Below are 18,853 nucleotides of genomic sequence, written 5' to 3' on the forward strand. Positions count from 1 at the left end.
TTTCTTTTAATTAAAACTATATTGTCTCTTTTGCCTTTTTGCGCTTTTCGCGCTCTTGCACGTCAATGACGGCAACAGCAGCCATATTAACTATTTCATCAACACTTGCACCTAATTGCATGATATGCACAGATTTTCGCAAACCTACCATAATCGGACCAATCGAATCTGCTTTGTTTAATTCTTTAAGCAATTTATACGTAATGTTAGCCGATTCTAAATTTGGAAAAATCAATGTGTTTACAGTTTTTCCTGCAAGTTTTGAAAATGGGAATTTACTTTGATGCAACTCCTTGTTAAGCGCAAAATCTATCTGAATTTCACCGTCAACAACTAAGTTAGGCTTTTTTTCATGCAAAATTCGAACTGCTTCCCTAACATTTCTTGCATTCGGATGTGAGGAAGATCCGAAGTTAGCATAGCTTAACATTGCCAGAACGGGATCAAACCCAAAGTTAGAAGCTACATTTGCGGTCATTTGTGCAATATCTGCTAGCTCCTCAGCATTTGGCTCAATATTTATAGAAGTATCTGCTAAGAACAAAGGACCTCTTTCTGTAATCATAATATTTACAGTAGCCACTTTTTTCACTCCAGCTGCCCTTCCAATAACCTCCAAAATTGGTTTCACCACTGTTGGATAAGCTCTCGAATAACCCGATATCATACCATCGGCATCACCTTCTAAAACCATCATAGCTCCAAAATAATTACGCTCACGCATTTTTATTTTTGCGCTGTAAAAAGTAACTCCACTTCGTTTACGGCTTTCCCAATATTTAGTAGCGTAACGAATATGACGCTCATCAAATTCTTCTGACATTGGATCAATAATTACCAAATCGGCATCAAACTCCAATTCCTTCTTTAATTCTAAAATAATATCTTTTCTACCTAAAAGTACAGGTACAGCAATACCTTCTTCATATACAATCTGAGCCGCCTTTAAAACATCTAAATGGTCTGCCTCTGCAAATACAATTTTCTTAGCATTAGTACGAGCTCTACCGTGCAATAAGCGAACAACTTTATTATCATTGCCAGAACGCATCATTAATTCTTCTCGATACTTGTCCCAATCTTGAATAGGTGCTTTTGCTACGCCACTTTCCATTGCCGCTTTGGCAACAGCTGGGGGTATCTCATAAATTAAACGTTGATCAAAAGGTTTCGGAATAATATATTCTTTTCCAAAAGTCAACCTAGTTTCACCATATGCAATATTTACTTGCTCTGGTACAGGTTGTTTTGTTAAATTGGCCAGTGCTTTCACAGCAGCCATTTTCATAGCCTCGTTAATTGCAGTTGCCCTAACATCTAAAGCTCCCCTGAAAATAAATGGAAAACCTAGCACATTATTTACTTGGTTTGGATGATCAGATCTTCCTGTTGCCATTATAATATCCTTACGGGTGGCAACAGCCAAATCATAGGCGATTTCTGGATCTGGATTTGCCATTGCAAATACAATAGGATTCTCTGCCATAGAAGTTAACATCGCCGGTGACACTACATTTGCAATGGATAGCCCAACAAATACATCTGCATTTACCATGGCTTCATCAAGCGTGTCTATTTTTCTATCTGTAGCGAACTCTTTCTTAGATTCCGATAAATTTTCAGCATCTTTTCGAATTACACCTTTGCTATCAAGCATTACAATATTCTCTGCCTTCGCCCCAAAAGCTTTATACAATTTAGTACATGAAACGGCCGCTGCACCGGCACCACTGATTACAATACGGGCATCCTCCATTTTCTTATTGGAGAGTTCCAATGCATTTAGTAATGCCGCAGCAGAAATAATGGCGGTTCCATGCTGGTCATCATGCATCACAGGGATATCGAGTTCTTCTTTTAATCGACGCTCTATTTCGAATGCCTCAGGAGCTTTTATATCCTCGAGATTAATTCCTCCAAAAGTTGGGGCAATCATCTTTACCGTTTCTATAAATTTATCTACGTCCTCCGTATCCACTTCAATATCGATACCATCGATGTCAGCGAAAATCTTGAACAAAAGACTTTTACCTTCCATCACAGGTTTAGAAGCCTCAGGACCTATATTGCCTAAGCCTAAAACAGCCGTACCGTTTGAAATAATGGCTACTAAATTTCCTTTAGAAGTATATTTATAAACGTTTTCTTTATCCTTAGCAATTTCCAAGCATGGTTCTGCAACGCCTGGTGAATACGCCAACGCAAGATCTCTTTGTGTACTATAAGGTTTTGTTGGTACAATTTTTATCTTACCAGGTTGTGGTTTTGCGTGATAAATAAGTGCTTCCCTTCTTAGCTTTTCATTGCTCATGCTCTTCTATTTTAAAAAAACAAATTTAAAGGTAATCTTTATAGAAGCGTGAAAAGAAGCTAGATTTATATTAATAAAAATATTACCCTAAAGTAAACCGGCAAAAATTAAAATAATTATAATTCCGAGGCTTCTTCCTTTTTATCTACATTCAAACGCATAGTAAAAAAGGCTGCAATAACGAAAAACGCACCTGCAAATAACATAGCATTAACCGCATTTCCACCTAATAAGTACTTATAAATTGGGCCGAAAGTGAGTGTTTCAACACCCATAGGAATTACAATCATCATATTTAATATTCCCATATAAACACCACGTCTTTCTTGCGGCACCACTTTTGAAACCATAGTGTAAGGAATCCCCATCATTGCCGCCCAGCCAACACCAAAAAGAACCATTGGCACTAATACCATTATGGGATCTTGAATGAATGGAATTGCAAATAAAGCAATCGCGGTTCCTACCAAACTTAAAGCATACACTTTTTTACCTCCGTACTTTAGTGTCAAGGGCACTAAAGCCAAAGCCACAAGCATAGTCACTATATTATAGGTTAAACTCATTTGTGCGGATTGAGATGCCGCCTCTCCGGTAGAATACCCCATTGTTAGTTTAAATAATGGCGTTGTATACTGCCAATAAATAAACAAAGCATACCATTGAAAAAGATAAACCGCACCAAGTTTCCACATAAATTTCGGCATTTTCTTAATGGACTCTGAAATTTCAATAAAAGGCAATGCGATACGCTCGGCAAAAGGCTTAGCCTTTGCCTGATTAATATCTGCCAGTTCATTGGAAGTAGGTGGGATTTCAGGTGTTTTTAAAACAGACCATAAAATTGTAGTAATAGAAAGAATTGCACCAATATAAAATGAATAATACAACCAAGTAGGGATGGTACCAGCCACCTCTACAGATTCACCCCCAAATAAGTATTGAAATAATACAATAGAACCATTGGCCAAAAGAATACCAGCGCCGACAAACAAACTTTGCATTTGATACCCTAGACTCAATTGTTTTTCTGGTAATTTATCTCCAACAAATGCGCGATAAGGCTCCATGGCCATATTGTTACCCACATCTAAAATCCACAAAAGTCCTACGGCAAACCATAACACAGGACTAGTTGGAAATGCGAATAAACACAAACTTCCCAAAATTGCACCAATTAAAAAAAAGGGTTTACGTCGACCCCATCGTTCTGACCAGGTTTTATCCGACATTGCACCTATTATAGGCTGAATAATCAACCCGGTAATTGGTCCTGCAATATTTAAAATTGGAAGCATATCTTCAGGTGCACCTAAGTATAAAAAAATAGGGTTGATGGCTGTTTGTTGAAGTCCGAAACTATATTGAATTCCTAAGAACCCAACATTCATATTAAATATCTGCCAAAAACTAAGGCTCGGTTTATTAATTTTCATTTACGTTTATTAATTTTCAAATAGAAAAGATAATTACAGAATTCTTATTAGAACCTTGTATAATCTTAGAATTACACAATATTAACCTAGTAGCAATATAATATAATTAAGGCTTCGCGCAATCTTTCTAAGAAACAAAAGCCTTCGAAAACGATTGAGTAAACTATTTTATTTTAAAAAATCAATATTTCTTGTCAATCCTGCAAACTTGGTTCGCTTTACAGCTGACTTTTTAAAAACTTTTTGAAAAACATCTTCAGTAATTTCTTCCCAGTCTTTTTTTGTCATTGAGAGTAATTCAGGATTTGGGTTGAATAATGGTTCTTTATGTGGTTTTGAAAATCTGTTCCATGGGCAAACATCTTGACAGATATCGCAACCAAATGCCCAATCATCAAAACTACCTTTGACATCCATAGGTAATTCATTTTTTAATTCAATAGTGTAATAAGATATACACTTACTGCCATCTACAACATAAGGCTCTATGATTGCTTGTGTGGGGCAAGCATCTAAACAAGCAGTACACGTACCACAATGATCTGTAACTGCATGGTCATACTCCAATTCCAAATCAACAATAAGCTCTGCAATAAAATAAAATGACCCTACTCCCTGGGTCAGTAAGTTACTGTTCTTCCCGATCCAACCTAATCCACTTTTAGCGGCCCAAGCCTTATCGAGAACAGGGGCGGAATCAACAAACGCACGCCCGTTTACCTCCCCTATTTCTTCAGAAATAAATTCTTGAAGCTCCTTTAACTTTGATTTTATGACATGATGATAATCCTGTCCGTACGCATATTTTGAAATCTTATATGTATTATCTATTTGGGTTTTTTCAGGATAATAATTAAGAAGCAATGAAATTACGGATTTAGACCCCTCTACCAACAAACGGGGGTCTAATCTTTTATCGAAATGGTTTTCCATATATCCCATTTCTCCGTTCATATTCTTATGAAGCCATTTCTCTAATCTAGGTGCTTCTTCCTCTAAAAAATCTGCCTTGGATATACCACATGATAAAAAACCGAGGCGTTTTGCTTCGGTTTTTATAAGGTCACTATAGTTTTGTTTTGAGTTCAGAATCGAATAATTTAAAACTAAATTACGATTATCATTCAAATTAAAAACATCATTTTATCGTTGTTGTGTAAATTACAGTAGCCACCTCAATTCTATATGTTGGTAGAAAACCACCCTTTTCCACTTTTACCATTACCAGCTCTTTTTTCAACTTTATTAATAAATGGTAATTTTTGGTTTCCAATTCATTTTGTTTCGATAAAAAATAATTCTTTAACAAAAATACCTAAGGCTATAAATATTAAAAACCCACCAAAATACTTCTTCAACTTTTCGCCCTTCACAAGTGTAGAAAGATAGCTCCCTAACAGAATACCTAAAACAGAAATCAGCGTAAAGCCAAATAGAAAAGTCCAATTAATATCAACACTGAGAATATCACCCAAAAAGCCAATGAGGGACTTTAAAGCTATAATGAACATTGAAGTGGCCACAGCTTTTTTCATCGGCAACCGTAAATAGAGCACTAAGGAAGGAACTATAAGAAAACCTCCACCTACACCAATAACACCTGTCAAAATCCCTATCACAACCCCAGCAAAAATCATAAAAGAATAGTTATAGTACAATGGTTCTAGGTGGTTATGATCTACCTTATTATTCCTTATCATAGGATATCCGGAAGCCAACATCAATATGGCCAGTAAAAATAGTATCGCAATATGTTGCGTTACAATATATCCGTGAATACTGAATAGTTTCTCTGGAATAGCAGGAATCAGGAATTTACGAACTAGAAACACTGAAATAAAGGCCGGAATTCCAAAAAATATAACGATTCTAAAATTTACAAGTCTCTTTTTAAAGTTACCTAAAGCTCCTACTGTAGCTGCGGCACCAACAACAAACAAAGAGTAAGCAGTGGTCATTACGGGGCCAATTTGGAATAAATAGGTAAATATAGGAATTGCCATTAATGACCCACCACTCCCAATTAGTCCCAAAACCACCCCTATTGCCAAAGCACCAAAATATCCTAAAATTTGGGTAATTTCCACTAGCTATTGATGGTTAAGTTTTTTATTTACCTTCCTTTATATAGCCCCAACCCTGTTTTTGCTTTGAAATAATTTCATAAATACCGTCTGGAACCATACCTACGCCCGGTATTAAATCTTTCTCCGCTTTTTCGTTTCGCTTCATTGTGTTTTGACAAACGACGATAGAAACATTATCGTTATTAATGATTTCGCGAAGAGTCTCCCCTGCAACGGACGAATTTTTATCTACCATTGAATAAGCACTACTATAGACGACTAGCTCAAATTCTGAAGTGGGATATGACTCAGACATCAACCTTAAATGCCGTGCAGCCGAGCGTTGTACATCGGGGTTTCCACTAGTAAGGTCAAACACGACCTTGATAGGTTCTTGTTGGGAATACAAGCTCAAAGTCAGGAAAAAAAAAGCTATAATTACGATTATATTTCTCATCTTATTTATATTTTTTAATTTATTAATTACCGGCAAAAATATAGCCGCATCCATTTTGCTGGGCTCTACCTAGGGCCCAAACACCAGACGGTACAATTTGTATTCCTGGTTGTACCGCATCTACCCATTCCTGATACACCTTCTTAGGATCCAACTCCATTTTTTGTGCGACGGCACCACTGTATACCGATAGGGCCAAATTACAAACACAGAACATAGCACCACGCTCTTGCATCTCCTTGATACCTTGAATAACTGGCATGGGGAAATCACCTTCCTTAGGCTCATAATAGGGGTTACGCAAAGCAGGTGCTTTAGTGGCATTATCATTTACTCCAAATACTTCACCTAATTTGTACTTTTCCCAAACTTCTGATTTCAATGCAAACGGAATAGCGTTATGGCGTAAAACGGTCATTGCCGTTATATCATCGTCTACTGACCCGGTTTCATTGTTACTTAGATAAAAAGCCCAATTCCAGATAATAGGAAATCCATCATGGGGCGTAGAACCATCATAAACAATGCGATGTGTACCCTTAATGTTCTTAAACCAGTCATCTGCTTCCGCCATTTTTTTATCATCGAAATTTGGCAATCCTGCATACATTGGCCCGGTAATCAATGACAAGGTACTTGCCGTGGCTCCCATTAGAACCGCGCCCATAAACTTTCTTCTAGAACTCTCGTTTACTGTTTTCATACTTACTTATTTAGATTTAACAATATTGTATTCGCTTTTATAATATTCCATAATCGGTAAATAAGGCCCCATTTGGTGTTGCCTTATTGAAAATGTATCGGCATAAGGCGGATATGGCGTTGATACTGGTTTCCTTTTAAGATCGGGAAAATCTCTTTCGCGATTTTTTTTGGATGGTCGATGCTGTCTATTTATAAATCCGGCGACGTCATAGGCCTCTTCATCGGTCAAAATTGGATTCTCGTAGGTCACACCAAATGGCATATTGGCTTTTATGAATCTTGCTGCCGTAATTACCCTAGTCATTCCTGCACCATCGTTATAAGAATCCTTACCCCAAAGTGGTGGATATTGATATCCATATCCCACATTAGATTTTAAGCCTTGACCGTCTTTAGCATGACACAAAACGCATTTTGCTTCAAAAACCAACTTACCTTTTTCAAAATCAACCGTCCTATCGGGAATATTGATTTTCACAAATCCTTGTCCGAAAATTTTTCCGTCTTTAGGGGCATATCTGCTAAGCCAATTCATATAGGCCAATAGTCCCTTCATTTGCTTGCTGTCCAAAGGCATGGTTTTTCCGTTCATGCTGCGCTCCATACATCCATTAATCCGTTCTTCTATGGTACCTATTTTATTCTCCCTTCCCCTAAATTGAGGGAAACGCTGTATTATTCCAACTAGAGGAGCTGCATATGCTTTTGTTCCCGACCAGAGATGACAATTATTACAAGACAAATTATTTCCCGCATACACACTGCCCTTTTCTTTACTCCCATTTCCTATATGCTTGGATGTATTTTGAAAGAGGTCATAACCATATCGTATTAAGTCATGCTCCATTGAATCGTCCAATTGAGAAATATCATAACTAATACTGTAATCTTTGCTCAAGGAACTTTCAACTTCTTTTTCGGTTGTTGGCTTACCTAAACAACTCCACAGCAGAAAAAACGAAGTAGACAATAGAACAATGAAAGGCACTAAGAGAAGTGGAGCATGTCTTTGTCCGGCACCCTTAACTTCAGTTTTTATGACTTCTTTCATCTGGTTTTATTCAATTGCTATAAATTTAAACCAATGACATATAATCCACTTTTTGGGGTACATGCAATTTTAAAACAAGATTTAGTGAAGGGCTTTCATTGTACCGGCAAAGTCTCGCAGTATTTATGAAAAAAGAAATTAGGATAGCACTATTTGTGCATATGGAAGGTGAATATTAAATATAGTTTGCTTAATATCAACTACTTATCAATTGCACTTGGCGAATAGCCAAATTCTTCCTTGAAGGCGCGGCTAAACCAAGAAGGATCATTAAAACCTACACTGTATGCAATTTCCGAAACCGTCTTGTCGGAATCATACAGTATTTCCTTTGCTCTATTCAAACGGACCGATCGTATGAAAACCGCAGTAGATTTATCGGTGATGGATTTTAGTTTTCTATAGGTCTGGGATTCGCTCAAATTTAATTTAAATGCCAATTGCTTTGGCCCAAAGTCAGAATTTGCCAACTCTTGGTGAATAATTTTAATGGCCTCTTGAAGAAATTGAACTCTTGGGTTTTTAGTTCGTGTTCTTAAAAAAACAGTTAAGCTGTCATTTTCAAACTTACCGATCATTTTCTTACGCAACGCGATAAGTTGATTTAACCTTATGAACAATTCAGCCTTTTCAAAGGGCTTGACCAGATATGCGTCGGCACCATGGGACAGACCTACAAGACGATCTTTTTGGGCAGCCTTGGCCGTTAACATAATGATGGGTATATGATCGGTACGCTTATCTGATTTTAATGTTTTACAAACTTCATATCCATCCATTACCGGCATCATAACATCGCAAATTATTATGTCCGGAATTTCACTTAGGGCTTTCTCGATACCAATCTTGCCATTCTCTGCATTAACTGTTTGATATTTGGCTTCAAGTGAATTCTTCAAAAAATAAACCACATCGGCATTGTCTTCTATAATCAATACAATCGGTAAATCACTTTCTTTAAAATCTTGTGACCTCAGGTTTTCTTTGAATCTATCGATTTCTACCACAGGTGTTTCAATCTCTCCATAGGCCAAGTCCAGACTTTTAGCTGCGGTGAATATTGGTAAATAAACTATAAACTCCGTTCCTTTGCCCAATTCACTTTTTACCATAATTTTTCCGCCCATCAACTCTACGAAGTTTTTGGTCAACGAAAGTCCTATCCCAGTGCCTTCACCATCTCTTGAAATGGTTGCATCCGCTTGATAAAATCTATTGAAAATGTGAGGTAGGGCTTCCTTTGAAATGCCCATGCCGTTATCTTTTACCTTTATCAAAAATTGTCTAGGTCCATTTTCCGTAGTACTGTTTAGATGTACGATGATTTTATCCCCGTTACCTAAAAATTTGATTGCATTTGACAACAGATTATAGATAATGGCCTGCAATTTGTTTTCATCCATATCCATAATCAACCTGTCTACTTCAGAGTAGACTACTAAATTGACATTTTTCTCATTTGCATACAACTGAAAACTTTCACAGATGTATTTTATAAAGGGAACTACATCGGCCTTTACGAGTTGTAGTTCCATATTTCCACTTTCCAACTTGGCGAGATCTAGCATCTCATTGACCAAACACAGTAGACTCTTGCCATTACGTTCAATCATCTCAAGAGGCTTGTCTACCGAATGTAATTCCTTTTCACCAAGCTTTTCCTTGATAGTTTCGGTCATTCCTAGTATTACGGTCAAAGGAGTTCTAAACTCATGCGTTATGTTTGCATAGAGACTATTCTTTAGTTGGTCGATTTCTTTAAGCTTCTTACTTTCGGCAAAGGCTAATTTTCTTGAAACCTGAAACTGATAGAAAAAATATGCTAATAGTAGAACAAAGATCAAGTACAGTGCATAAGCCCACCAAGTTGACCACCAAGGAGGAAGTATTTGCAATTTCATTTTCAGGGGCTCTTGATCCCATTCCACTCCCCTTGAAAAACCATTTACCAGCAACGTATGATTACCAGAAGGAAGGTTTAAAAATTGGATCTCGGGATCTTTGAGCATGTTCCATTCTTCATTATTGGGCAATAGCTTATATCCATATTCAATCTGCTTGTTTAAACGGAAATCGACGGAAGAAAACTGAAGATAAAACGGGAATTGATTATTATTGAACTTTAATTCTTCAGTCTTTAATAATGATTCCTTTAGAATACTATTGCGTAGGCTTTGTGCCTTTATTGTCTGATCTTTAATTCGAAATTCCGAAAAGAAAAGCGGTTGTGGCGTATCGACACTTGTTAAATCTCGAGGATGAAAATAGGTCAGTCCATCAATTCCTCCCAGATAGATCAAACCCTGATCATCCCTAAACCTGGCATGGATATCAAACTCGTTACTCTGAATACCATCTTGAACTCCATATTGTTTAAACCTATTGCTTTTAGGATTAAAATGAACGATTCCAGCGGTAGTACCAAGCCATAGGTTTCCATCGAAATCATCTTGAACTCCGTAAATTATGGCACTTGTAAATTGCTCTTGCTCAGTCCATGATTTAAATGTGCCATCTTGCTGTAATAAGTTTAGACCATATCGTGTTGCGATCCACTTATTGTTCTTATCATCTACCAAAATGTCATAAACGGAATTATGGGATAACGAATTTTCTAAATCCTCTTTTCGTGTATAATTTGTAAAAATGGGATTTAGTTGATTTTTAAAACTCAGCTTTGTAAGCCCCCCCTGAGAACCGACCCAAATGTCACCGCTTTGATCTAGGGTGATACATTGGGCGAAATCATTAATTAGGGAATTCGAATTATCCTTCTCGTTCTTGTATCGATCAATCTTTACGTTTTCATTTGAATCCAACTTCAAACTAAAGATACCGTGACCAAAAGCAGCTCCCCAAACCGTACCAGATGTATCGAGTGCAATTCCTTTAAGAAAATCATTGTTGATACTGTTGGGATTATCAATTTCATACCTAAAGACCCTGAACTTAGGGTTCTCTGCATCAAAAGTCTTTAAATCGATCATGCTAAGACCTCGGGTCGTAGCCATCCAAATTCGCTCATTAGCTTCATCTTTACAAATTTCGCGAATCACATTACCCGAAATACTAAATGGGTCATTTTGATTTTCCGTAAAATAATATGTACTATCCTCCCGAACGAGGTTCAACCCTCCATCAGAGGTACCCACCCAAAGGTCTTTTCCATCCTTTAAAATCGAAAATATGACATTATCGTTCAATACATGCGAACCCCTCTTATTCTTGGACAGGTTTTTAAAATAGGGGTTGTCAAAATCAAGAAGATTCAAATTGTTTGCTGTACCTACTAAAATCTGATCTTCAGAATTTTTCAGCAATGATTGAATCGTGTTATTGCTCAATCCGTCAGTTTCGCTTACTGAATACTGAATTTTTCGAACTACTTCAAGTGCATATACATCAAACAAAAATAAGCCAGACCCAGTACCTACCCATACCTTAGAATCATCACCTTCCAAAAATGTCCCCACATGTCTAGTAGGGCTTCCACCTGTTTTATCAAGATCGATCTTTCGTAGCTGTTTTGTTTTCGTATTATACAAAAACATACCGATATCCGTCCCTATGAATAATTTTTCGCCAACACTAAAAAACGCTTGAACGTCACCTTCCACCCTTAGTTCAGATAATATTTTTGATGTGGAACCGGTATTAAAATCAAGCTTATAAACAGCACCATCATACCCTCCAGCCCATAAATAATTGCTTTGATCCAAATGGAGTCCGCTCAAAGATGTATTCTTGAGGAAATTCTCTTGACGATAGATTTCACCATCCCTAGAAATCTTATATAATCCTGAGTTACGCGTAGTGACCCAAACACTACCCTCATGGTCAATAACCATATCCAAAATAGTCTCGTTGGGTATAGCAGGGTTTTCCAAGTGTATTGAACGGAAAACATCCATATCATAGTCATATAAATTTAAACCGTTACCAAGGGTTCCCACCCAAATATTATGGGATTTATCTTCCAATAAACTAGTTATATGATTTCCAGAAATAGAAGTATCATCAGATTCGTCATATTTATAAATCTTAAACTCCTTTCCATCAAATCTGTTAAGTCCATCTTGTGTTCCTATCCATACAAAACCTAAGCTATCCTTTATGAGCTCGTTTATAGTAACTTGCGAGATACCGTCTTCAAGGGTATAATATTTGATACGCACATCTTCTTGGGCAAAAAGAAAAGGTACCTTACTTAGAACTATAAATACAAAAAGAGAGGCCCAGATAGGAATTGGAAAGCAGGGAAACCGGAAAAATTTAAATTTGACGATGGAACCCATAAATACTTGCTTTTAGTTTAATTAATGAAAAAGCATCGGGGGTTTGATACAATGAATGCAATTACTATCTCAAATTCACTAATCAATGTAGTAAAAGATATCTAGCCGATAAAATTTATCGGAAAAATTAAAATTATTAACCTTCAAGGAGGGCATATTTCGCAAACCCAATAATGAAATAACCAATTTTTTCACATTCTACCAAAAGTCCTGGTCCTAAACGTTTGTCGAAATGGTTCTCCATATATCACATTTCGCCATGCATGTTATTGTTGAGCCATTTTTCCAATCTTGCTGCCTCTTCTTCCAAAAAATCAGATTTAGATACACCACATAATAAAAAACCGAGGCGTTTGGCTTCGGTTTTAATACTATTGGTCCATTTAGATTTTATATCAATACTCAAAATAACCCTGGTTGAATTCCGCCCTTTACACGACCGAGATGTTTATAGGCAAGCTCAGTTACTTCACGCCCACGAGGTGTTCGCATTATAAAACCTTGTTGTATTAAAAAAGGTTCATACACTTCCTCAATGGTTTCTGAACTTTCGGATACGGCAGTTGCCAATGTTGTAATACCCACTGGGCCACCTTTAAATTTATCGATAATTGTAGTCAAAATTTTATTATCCATCTCATCTAAACCATGAGCATCAACATTTAAAGCTTTAAGACTGAACTTTGAAATTTCCATATCGATGGAGCCATTGCCTTTAATTTCAGCAAAATCTCGAACTCTTCTTAGTAATGCGTTACAAATTCGAGGTGTACCTCTACTTCTTCCTGCAATTTCAATTGCTGCATCTTGGGTAATTGGAACACGTAATATTTCGGCACTACGTTCAACAATTGTAGAAAGCAATTCGGTAGAATAATATTGCAATCTACTTTGAATACCAAACCTGGCCCGCATTGGCGCAGTTAATAAGCCCGAGCGTGTAGTTGCCCCTATCAAAGTAAACGGATTTAAATTAATTTGAACAGAGCGAGCATTAGGCCCAGTTTCAATCATTATGTCAATTCTAAAATCCTCCATAGCAGAATATAAATATTCTTCAACTATAGGACTTAATCTATGTATCTCGTCTATGAATAATACATCGCGTTCATCTAAATTGGTTAGCAATCCGGCTAAATCACCAGGTTTATCTAAAACAGGGCCTGAAGTAATTTTTATCCCTACTCCCAATTCATTAGCCAAGATATTGGCCAAAGTGGTTTTTCCTAATCCTGGAGGGCCATGAAACAAGGCATGGTCAAGGGCTTCACCTCTTCTATTGGCAGCTTCAACAAAGACCTTAAGATTTTCAAGCACCTGTTCTTGACCAGTAAAATCGTCAAAATTAATTGGGCGTAACGCTCTTTCAATATCCAATTCCTCATTTGAGAAACCTTCAGCAGATGGGTCTAAATGCTCATTCATATACTCACAAAGATATACAAACACAAGATAACTTCTTTGGTAAGTGTTTTTCTAAATTCAATTTAACTAATAGACATAAAGCGCATTATATACTCATTAGAATTAGGCATAAAAATTGTAAATTCATATTATGACAAAAGAAAATTACACCGCAGAAGTTCTTCAATATATTACCATATTTTATATTATCTGGTCTGATGACCTGTTATCAGCATCTGAAATTAATGTCGTTGAAAATGCTATAACCGAGGACAGCTCTTTAACCCAAAATGATAAAAAACAACTTCGTAATTGGTTAGATGTAACAAATCCGCCTAAAAATCAATTATTCAAATCTTGGAAACAACTCATCACTAACAGCGGTGTTAAATTAGTAGAGCATGAGACCTATCCTTTAACAGCATTTAGCCAGAAAGTTGCTTCGCATTATCATAACGGTTTTGCATTGAATGACCATATTCAAAAAATAGAAGTTAATCTTGGTATTCAACCAAATCATTACAATCATTTATTCGAAGTCCATATCGATGTAGATAAAAACTCGGCTCAATATTCTGCTATAGAAATTGATAGAATTTTAAAAGGAAATCATGCGGAGGTAATCGATAATTTTAGACAAATTTTAAAAGACCCCATATTTTCTTGGAAAATACGTAGAAATAAAGAAGAGTTCAGAAATCATGTTTTAAAGCAAGTAGAATTTTTAGCAGATAAAGGTTATGGCGCTATGGCTTACCCAGAAACTTATGGCGGCACAAACGACATGGAAGGTTATGCCTCAATTTTCGAAAACATGATGTTCGTTGATGGAAGTTTAGCTATAAAATTTGGTGTACAATTCGGACTTTTTGGGGGTAGTATTCAAAAATTAGGAACTAAAAAACACCACGATAAGTACCTTAAGGATACTGGATTTGCCAATCTTTTAGGATGTTTTGCAATGTCAGAAACGGGTCATGGTTCTAACGTTCGAGGAATAAAGACCACAGCAACTTACGACCACACTACAGAAACCCTAGTTATTCATACTCCCGGGGAAAATGACAATAAAGAATATATCGGTAATGCGATGCATTCTAAAATAGCATCTGTTTTCGCCCAGCTAATCGTTAATGGGAAAAATGAAGGAGTTCATGCAATTTTAGTTCCACTAAGAGATGAAAACCATGTATTATTACCAGGAATTAAAGTTGAAGATAATGGTTACAAACTAGGTCTAAATGGTGTTGATAATGGAAAAATATGGTTTAATCAGGTTTCAGTTTCTAAAGTAGATTTGCTGAATAAATATGGAACAATTCTTGATAGTGGGGATTATTATTCAGAAATAAAAAATTCCAATAAAAGGTTTTTTACCATGCTAGGCACCTTAGTAGGTGGGAGAATTTGCGTTGCAAGAGCTGGTCTAGGAGGTGCGAAATTCGCACTAACAGTAGCCATAAAACACGCCTTGAAAAGAAGACAGTTTAATGATAGTGTAAAAATTCAAGAAGATTTATTGATGGATTACCCATCTCATCAATTACGATTAACACCTTTAGTCGCGAGTGCTTATGTCTACCATGTTACCTTAGACAAAATGATGAAGGTTTATTGTGATGAGTCTCAACCCGACAAAAGACAAGTAGAAACACAAGTAGCAGGATTAAAATCGATTATTACATGGTATGCAAACAACACCATTCAAGAATGCCGAGAAGCCTGTGGCGGCAAAGGGTACTTGTTAGAGAACCGTATTGCTGATTTAAAAAGCGATGTTGACATTTTCACCACATTTGAAGGGGACAATAATGTTCTGCTTCAATTAGCGGCTAAGGGTGTGCTTTCTGACTTTAAAGCAGAATTCAATAGCGCAGGCTTTTCAACGGTTCTAAAATTATTGAGTTCACAAATAAGCGATAAGCTATCAAACGTAAACCCACTATACACCAACAAAACGGATAAAGAACATTTGTATAATCCTAAGTTTCATGTACATGCTTTTGAACATAGAACACGAAGATTAACCTATACTATAGCCATGAGAATTAGAGGTTATATTAAAAAAGGAATTCCTTCTTACCAAGCCTTTCTTAAAGTACAGACTCACTTAATGAACCTTGGTAAAGCTTATAGCGTAGAACTAGCATACAAATCGTTTATAAACCACAACAGCACTATAACCGATACACAACATAAAGCACTTTTTGAAAAACTAGGAACACTTTACGCTCTTCATGAAATAAGAAAAGATGCCTCTTGGTATTTAGAACAAGGTTATATTGGTAGTTCCAAATCAAAAGCTATACGACAACGAGTTGAAAGACTCTGTACAGAATTGAGACCACATCTAGATAGCTTAGTAGATGGTTTTGGAATACCTGACCATTGCTTAACCGCACCTATAGCAAACTAGTTTTTTTCCTTTTCTAACATTGATGTGTCTAAAAAGTCTAAAATTGTAATCTTCGGATCACCATAAAGTTTTATTCTCGAACCGCCTTTAGAACTAAGTTGAAAATTACTTAATACTCTAAGTTCAGCATCAGGAGCGTCTTCTGTAATCAAAAGAACATCGTTTGCTTGTAAATCAGACGCTTTCAATGAGCTATTGCCATATAATTTGGCCATTAAAAAGTCTGCAGTCCCTTCAACCTTAGCTGAAGCATTTTCATACATATATATAGTATTATTGGAACCCGTAGTATATAGTTTTACATCAATTCTATCTTTCAAAATTACATTTAGAGAATCGCTTGCCAAATTAAAATCACCAGAACTAATTTCTTCCATTGTTATATCAATGATATCAGCAGTAGCATTTAATTCCAACCTAGAAGTGCCAGATGTGTGAACCTTTAAACGATCTGTTGAAATAACATCTTTCATACTAATCTTTCCGTTCAACATGTTTACAGATCTTAATTCTTGGAAGAAAATAGTAATTTCAAGCTTTCGTTTAGATGTAATATTATAGAAAGATGATATTTTCAAAATACCATTATCCACTTTAAATCTAAGCACATCCAATAAATTATCATCTAGCTCTAAAGCGTAACCTTCTTGAGTAGATTTTTGAAGAACAATATCTAAATCATCAGCAAGTTCTATAGAGGTAAAAGGCTCTAAATCTTCTCTTACCTCAATAACATTTCTATTACCCTTTATTTTTGGTTTTCGTTGTGAATAAGTTTGAAACGAAATAACCGAAACAATAAACAGAAGGGCGAACTTTTTCATAATCTTAATTTTAATTTAAAAAATGAAGATATTGCTTTTTATGTTATCTAAAAACAACTTAGCATTATCTTAAGACGTTAGCAAAAAAAAAGCCCAACTTATATAAGTTGGGCTTTTTGATTTTGAATTTTTTAATGATTCATTTCCTCTTCATCTTCCTGTAAAGGAATATTTTGCGGAACGAAATCCTGACCTGGAATTATATATTCTCCATTCTCATCAACTTTGCTATAATCGTATGCCCACCTATGTACTTCGGGTATAGCGCCAGCCCAGTTACCATGAATATGTTTCTGTTCTGCAGTCCATTCTAACGTATTGGATTTCCAAGGATTTTGTGGTCCAACCTTACCGTAGAAAATACTATAAATAAAGTTTGCAACGAAAACCAATTGTGCCGCAGCTGCAATAATTGCAAACACAGTCATCAATACTTGAATATCGGTTAACTCATCGAACATTGGGAAAGCTGTATTCTCATAATACCTTCTTGGCACACCTGCCATACCGACAAAGTGCATTGGGAAAAATACACCATAAGCACATATTGCGGTTACCCAGAAGTGAACATACCCCAAATTCTTGTTCATCATTTTTCCTTCAAACATTTTAGGGAACCAATGATATACACCTGCAAACAAACCATATAATGCCGAAATACCCATTACTAAGTGAAAGTGAGCAATTACAAAATAGGTATCATGAACATTTATATCTAATGTACTATCTCCTAAAATAATACCTGTTAGACCACCACTTATAAAAGTAGAAACCAATCCAATAGAGAATAACATTGCAGGATTGAGCTGCAAGTTACCCTTCCATAAAGTGGTTATATAGTTGAATGCTTTTACCGCAGATGGTATTGCAATCAATAATGTTGTAAATGTAAATACTGAACCTAAGAAAGGATTCATACCTGAGATAAACATATGGTGACCCCAAACTATTGTTGAAAGAAATGCTATAGCAAGTATTGAAGCAACCATGGCACGGTAACCAAAAATTGGTTTACGCGCATTTGTTGACATTACTTCTGAAGTAATACCTAAAGCAGGTAATAATACAATATATACTTCTGGGTGACCTAAGAACCAAAATAAATGCTCATATAATACAGGTGACCCTCCTTGATAGTGAAGCACCTCTCCTTGAATAAAAATATCTGAAAGGAAGAATGAAGTTCCAAAACTTCTATCCATAATCAACAACAAAGCCGCTGATAAGAGAACAGGAAAGGAAACTACTCCGATAATAGCTGTTACAAAGAAAGCCCAAATTGTTAAAGGCAATCTTGTCATTGACATGCCTTTAGTTCTAAGGTTAATTACAGTAACGATATAGTTCAAAGAACCTAATAAGGAGGATGCAATGAAAATGGCCATTGAAACAAGCCATAGCGTCATACCCATACCAGAACCAGGTTGAGCCATTGGCAATGCACTTAAAGGTGGATAAATCGTCCAACCAGCTGCTGCAGGGCCAGCCTCAACAAATAATGAAATTACCATTATAACACTAGCAACAAAGAACAACCAAAATGAAACCATATTAAGGAAACCAGATGCCATATCTCTAGCACCAATTTGAAGTGGAATTAGGAGGTTACTAAATGTACCACTTAAACCTGCGGTTAATACAAAAAATACCATTATGGTACCGTGCATTGTAACCAATGCTAAATACACATCGGCATCCATTACACCACCTGGAGCCCATTTACCAAGAAGAGCTTCAAAAATAGCGAATGACTCTCCTGGCCAAGCCAATTGCATTCTAAACAATAATGACATTGCAATACCAATGAAACCCATTACCAAAACACCAATAATAAGGTATTGTTTAGCAATCATTTTATGGTCTTGACTAAAGATATACTTTGTTACAA

At 36.3% G+C, this 18,853-nt stretch carries 12 protein-coding genes and 1 pseudogene; 1 reads left to right on the forward strand and 12 read right to left on the reverse strand.

Annotation, left to right across the window (positions count from 1 at the left end; translation table 11 throughout):
• Positions 1-16: 16 nt before the first annotated feature.
• The 10 genes and pseudogenes from AACZ41_RS11105 to ruvB form a co-directional block, all read right to left on the reverse strand.
• Complete coding sequence (locus AACZ41_RS11105) at positions 17-2,311, reverse strand: NADP-dependent malic enzyme (RefSeq protein ID WP_339628523.1); 2,295 nt, start codon at positions 2,309-2,311, stop codon at positions 17-19.
• Positions 2,312-2,427: 116 nt separating this feature from the next.
• Positions 2,428-3,747: an MFS transporter gene (locus tag AACZ41_RS11110; protein WP_339628524.1), complete on the reverse strand. Its 1,320-nt coding sequence runs from the start codon at positions 3,745-3,747 to the stop codon at positions 2,428-2,430.
• Positions 3,748-3,915: 168 nt separating this feature from the next.
• Complete coding sequence (queG, locus tag AACZ41_RS11115) at positions 3,916-4,836, reverse strand: tRNA epoxyqueuosine(34) reductase QueG (RefSeq protein WP_339628535.1); 921 nt, start codon at positions 4,834-4,836, stop codon at positions 3,916-3,918.
• Between the two features lie 185 nt (positions 4,837-5,021).
• A complete protein-coding gene (locus tag AACZ41_RS11120; RefSeq protein ID WP_339628526.1) occupies positions 5,022-5,834 on the reverse strand; it encodes a sulfite exporter TauE/SafE family protein in 813 nt (270 codons plus the stop codon).
• Positions 5,835-5,856: 22 nt separating this feature from the next.
• Positions 5,857-6,270, reverse strand: a complete 414-nt coding sequence (locus tag AACZ41_RS11125; protein WP_339628527.1) for a DsrE family protein — start codon at positions 6,268-6,270, stop codon at positions 5,857-5,859.
• A gap of 22 nt (positions 6,271-6,292) precedes the next feature.
• Positions 6,293-6,973, reverse strand: coding sequence for a Tat (twin-arginine translocation) pathway signal sequence containing protein (locus tag AACZ41_RS11130; RefSeq protein ID WP_339628528.1), 681 nt, complete (start codon positions 6,971-6,973; stop codon positions 6,293-6,295).
• A gap of 6 nt (positions 6,974-6,979) precedes the next feature.
• On the reverse strand, positions 6,980-8,026 hold the full coding sequence (locus tag AACZ41_RS11135; protein ID WP_339628529.1) for a c-type cytochrome: 1,047 nt from the start codon (positions 8,024-8,026) through the stop codon (positions 6,980-6,982).
• Between the two features lie 200 nt (positions 8,027-8,226).
• Positions 8,227-12,321 (reverse strand): two-component regulator propeller domain-containing protein, encoded by a 4,095-nt coding sequence (locus tag AACZ41_RS11140; protein WP_339628530.1) that lies wholly within the window; start codon positions 12,319-12,321, stop codon positions 8,227-8,229.
• A gap of 168 nt (positions 12,322-12,489) precedes the next feature.
• Positions 12,490-12,721, reverse strand: a pseudogene (locus tag AACZ41_RS11145) (tRNA epoxyqueuosine(34) reductase QueG); the annotation flags it as partial.
• Between the two features lie 2 nt (positions 12,722-12,723).
• Positions 12,724-13,746: a Holliday junction branch migration DNA helicase RuvB gene (ruvB, locus tag AACZ41_RS11150; protein ID WP_339628531.1), complete on the reverse strand. Its 1,023-nt coding sequence runs from the start codon at positions 13,744-13,746 to the stop codon at positions 12,724-12,726.
• A 130-nt stretch (positions 13,747-13,876) separates the two neighbouring features.
• Here ruvB and AACZ41_RS11155 point away from each other — a divergent pair, with 130 nt between their 5' ends.
• Positions 13,877-16,141 carry an acyl-CoA dehydrogenase gene (locus AACZ41_RS11155; RefSeq protein WP_339628532.1) on the forward strand — a complete coding sequence of 755 codons (2,265 nt, stop codon included), beginning with the start codon at positions 13,877-13,879 and terminating at the stop codon, positions 16,139-16,141.
• Here AACZ41_RS11155 and AACZ41_RS11160 read toward each other — a convergent pair.
• Together AACZ41_RS11160 and AACZ41_RS11165 are read right to left on the reverse strand one after the other, a co-directional pair.
• Positions 16,138-16,965, reverse strand: coding sequence for a DUF2807 domain-containing protein (locus AACZ41_RS11160; protein WP_339628533.1), 828 nt, complete (start codon positions 16,963-16,965; stop codon positions 16,138-16,140). The genes AACZ41_RS11155 and AACZ41_RS11160 overlap by 4 nt on opposite strands.
• A 131-nt stretch (positions 16,966-17,096) precedes the next feature.
• On the reverse strand, positions 17,097-18,853 hold a 1,757-nt coding region (locus tag AACZ41_RS11165), incomplete at its 5' end, for a cbb3-type cytochrome c oxidase subunit I (RefSeq protein ID WP_339628534.1).

It is taken from the genome of uncultured Maribacter sp., from assembly GCF_963974015.1.
Lineage (GTDB): Bacteria > Bacteroidota > Bacteroidia > Flavobacteriales > Flavobacteriaceae > Maribacter.

Excerpts from the sequence above, each read along its gene's own strand:
- AACZ41_RS11105 (WP_339628523.1), bottom strand. The coding sequence starts at position 2,311 with ATGAGCAATGAAAAGCTAAGAAGGGAAGCACTTATTTATCACGCAAAA.
- AACZ41_RS11110 (WP_339628524.1), bottom strand. The coding sequence starts at position 3,747 with ATGAAAATTAATAAACCGAGCCTTAGTTTTTGGCAGATATTTAATATG.
- AACZ41_RS11125 (WP_339628527.1), bottom strand. The coding sequence starts at position 6,270 with ATGAGAAATATAATCGTAATTATAGCTTTTTTTTTCCTGACTTTGAGC.
- AACZ41_RS11130 (WP_339628528.1), bottom strand. The coding sequence starts at position 6,973 with ATGAAAACAGTAAACGAGAGTTCTAGAAGAAAGTTTATGGGCGCGGTT.
- AACZ41_RS11135 (WP_339628529.1), bottom strand. The coding sequence starts at position 8,026 with ATGAAAGAAGTCATAAAAACTGAAGTTAAGGGTGCCGGACAAAGACAT.
- AACZ41_RS11140 (WP_339628530.1), bottom strand. The coding sequence starts at position 12,321 with ATGGGTTCCATCGTCAAATTTAAATTTTTCCGGTTTCCCTGCTTTCCA.
- ruvB (WP_339628531.1), bottom strand. The coding sequence starts at position 13,746 with ATGAATGAGCATTTAGACCCATCTGCTGAAGGTTTCTCAAATGAGGAA.
- AACZ41_RS11155 (WP_339628532.1), top strand. The coding sequence starts at position 13,877 with ATGACAAAAGAAAATTACACCGCAGAAGTTCTTCAATATATTACCATA.
- AACZ41_RS11160 (WP_339628533.1), bottom strand. The coding sequence starts at position 16,965 with ATGAAAAAGTTCGCCCTTCTGTTTATTGTTTCGGTTATTTCGTTTCAA.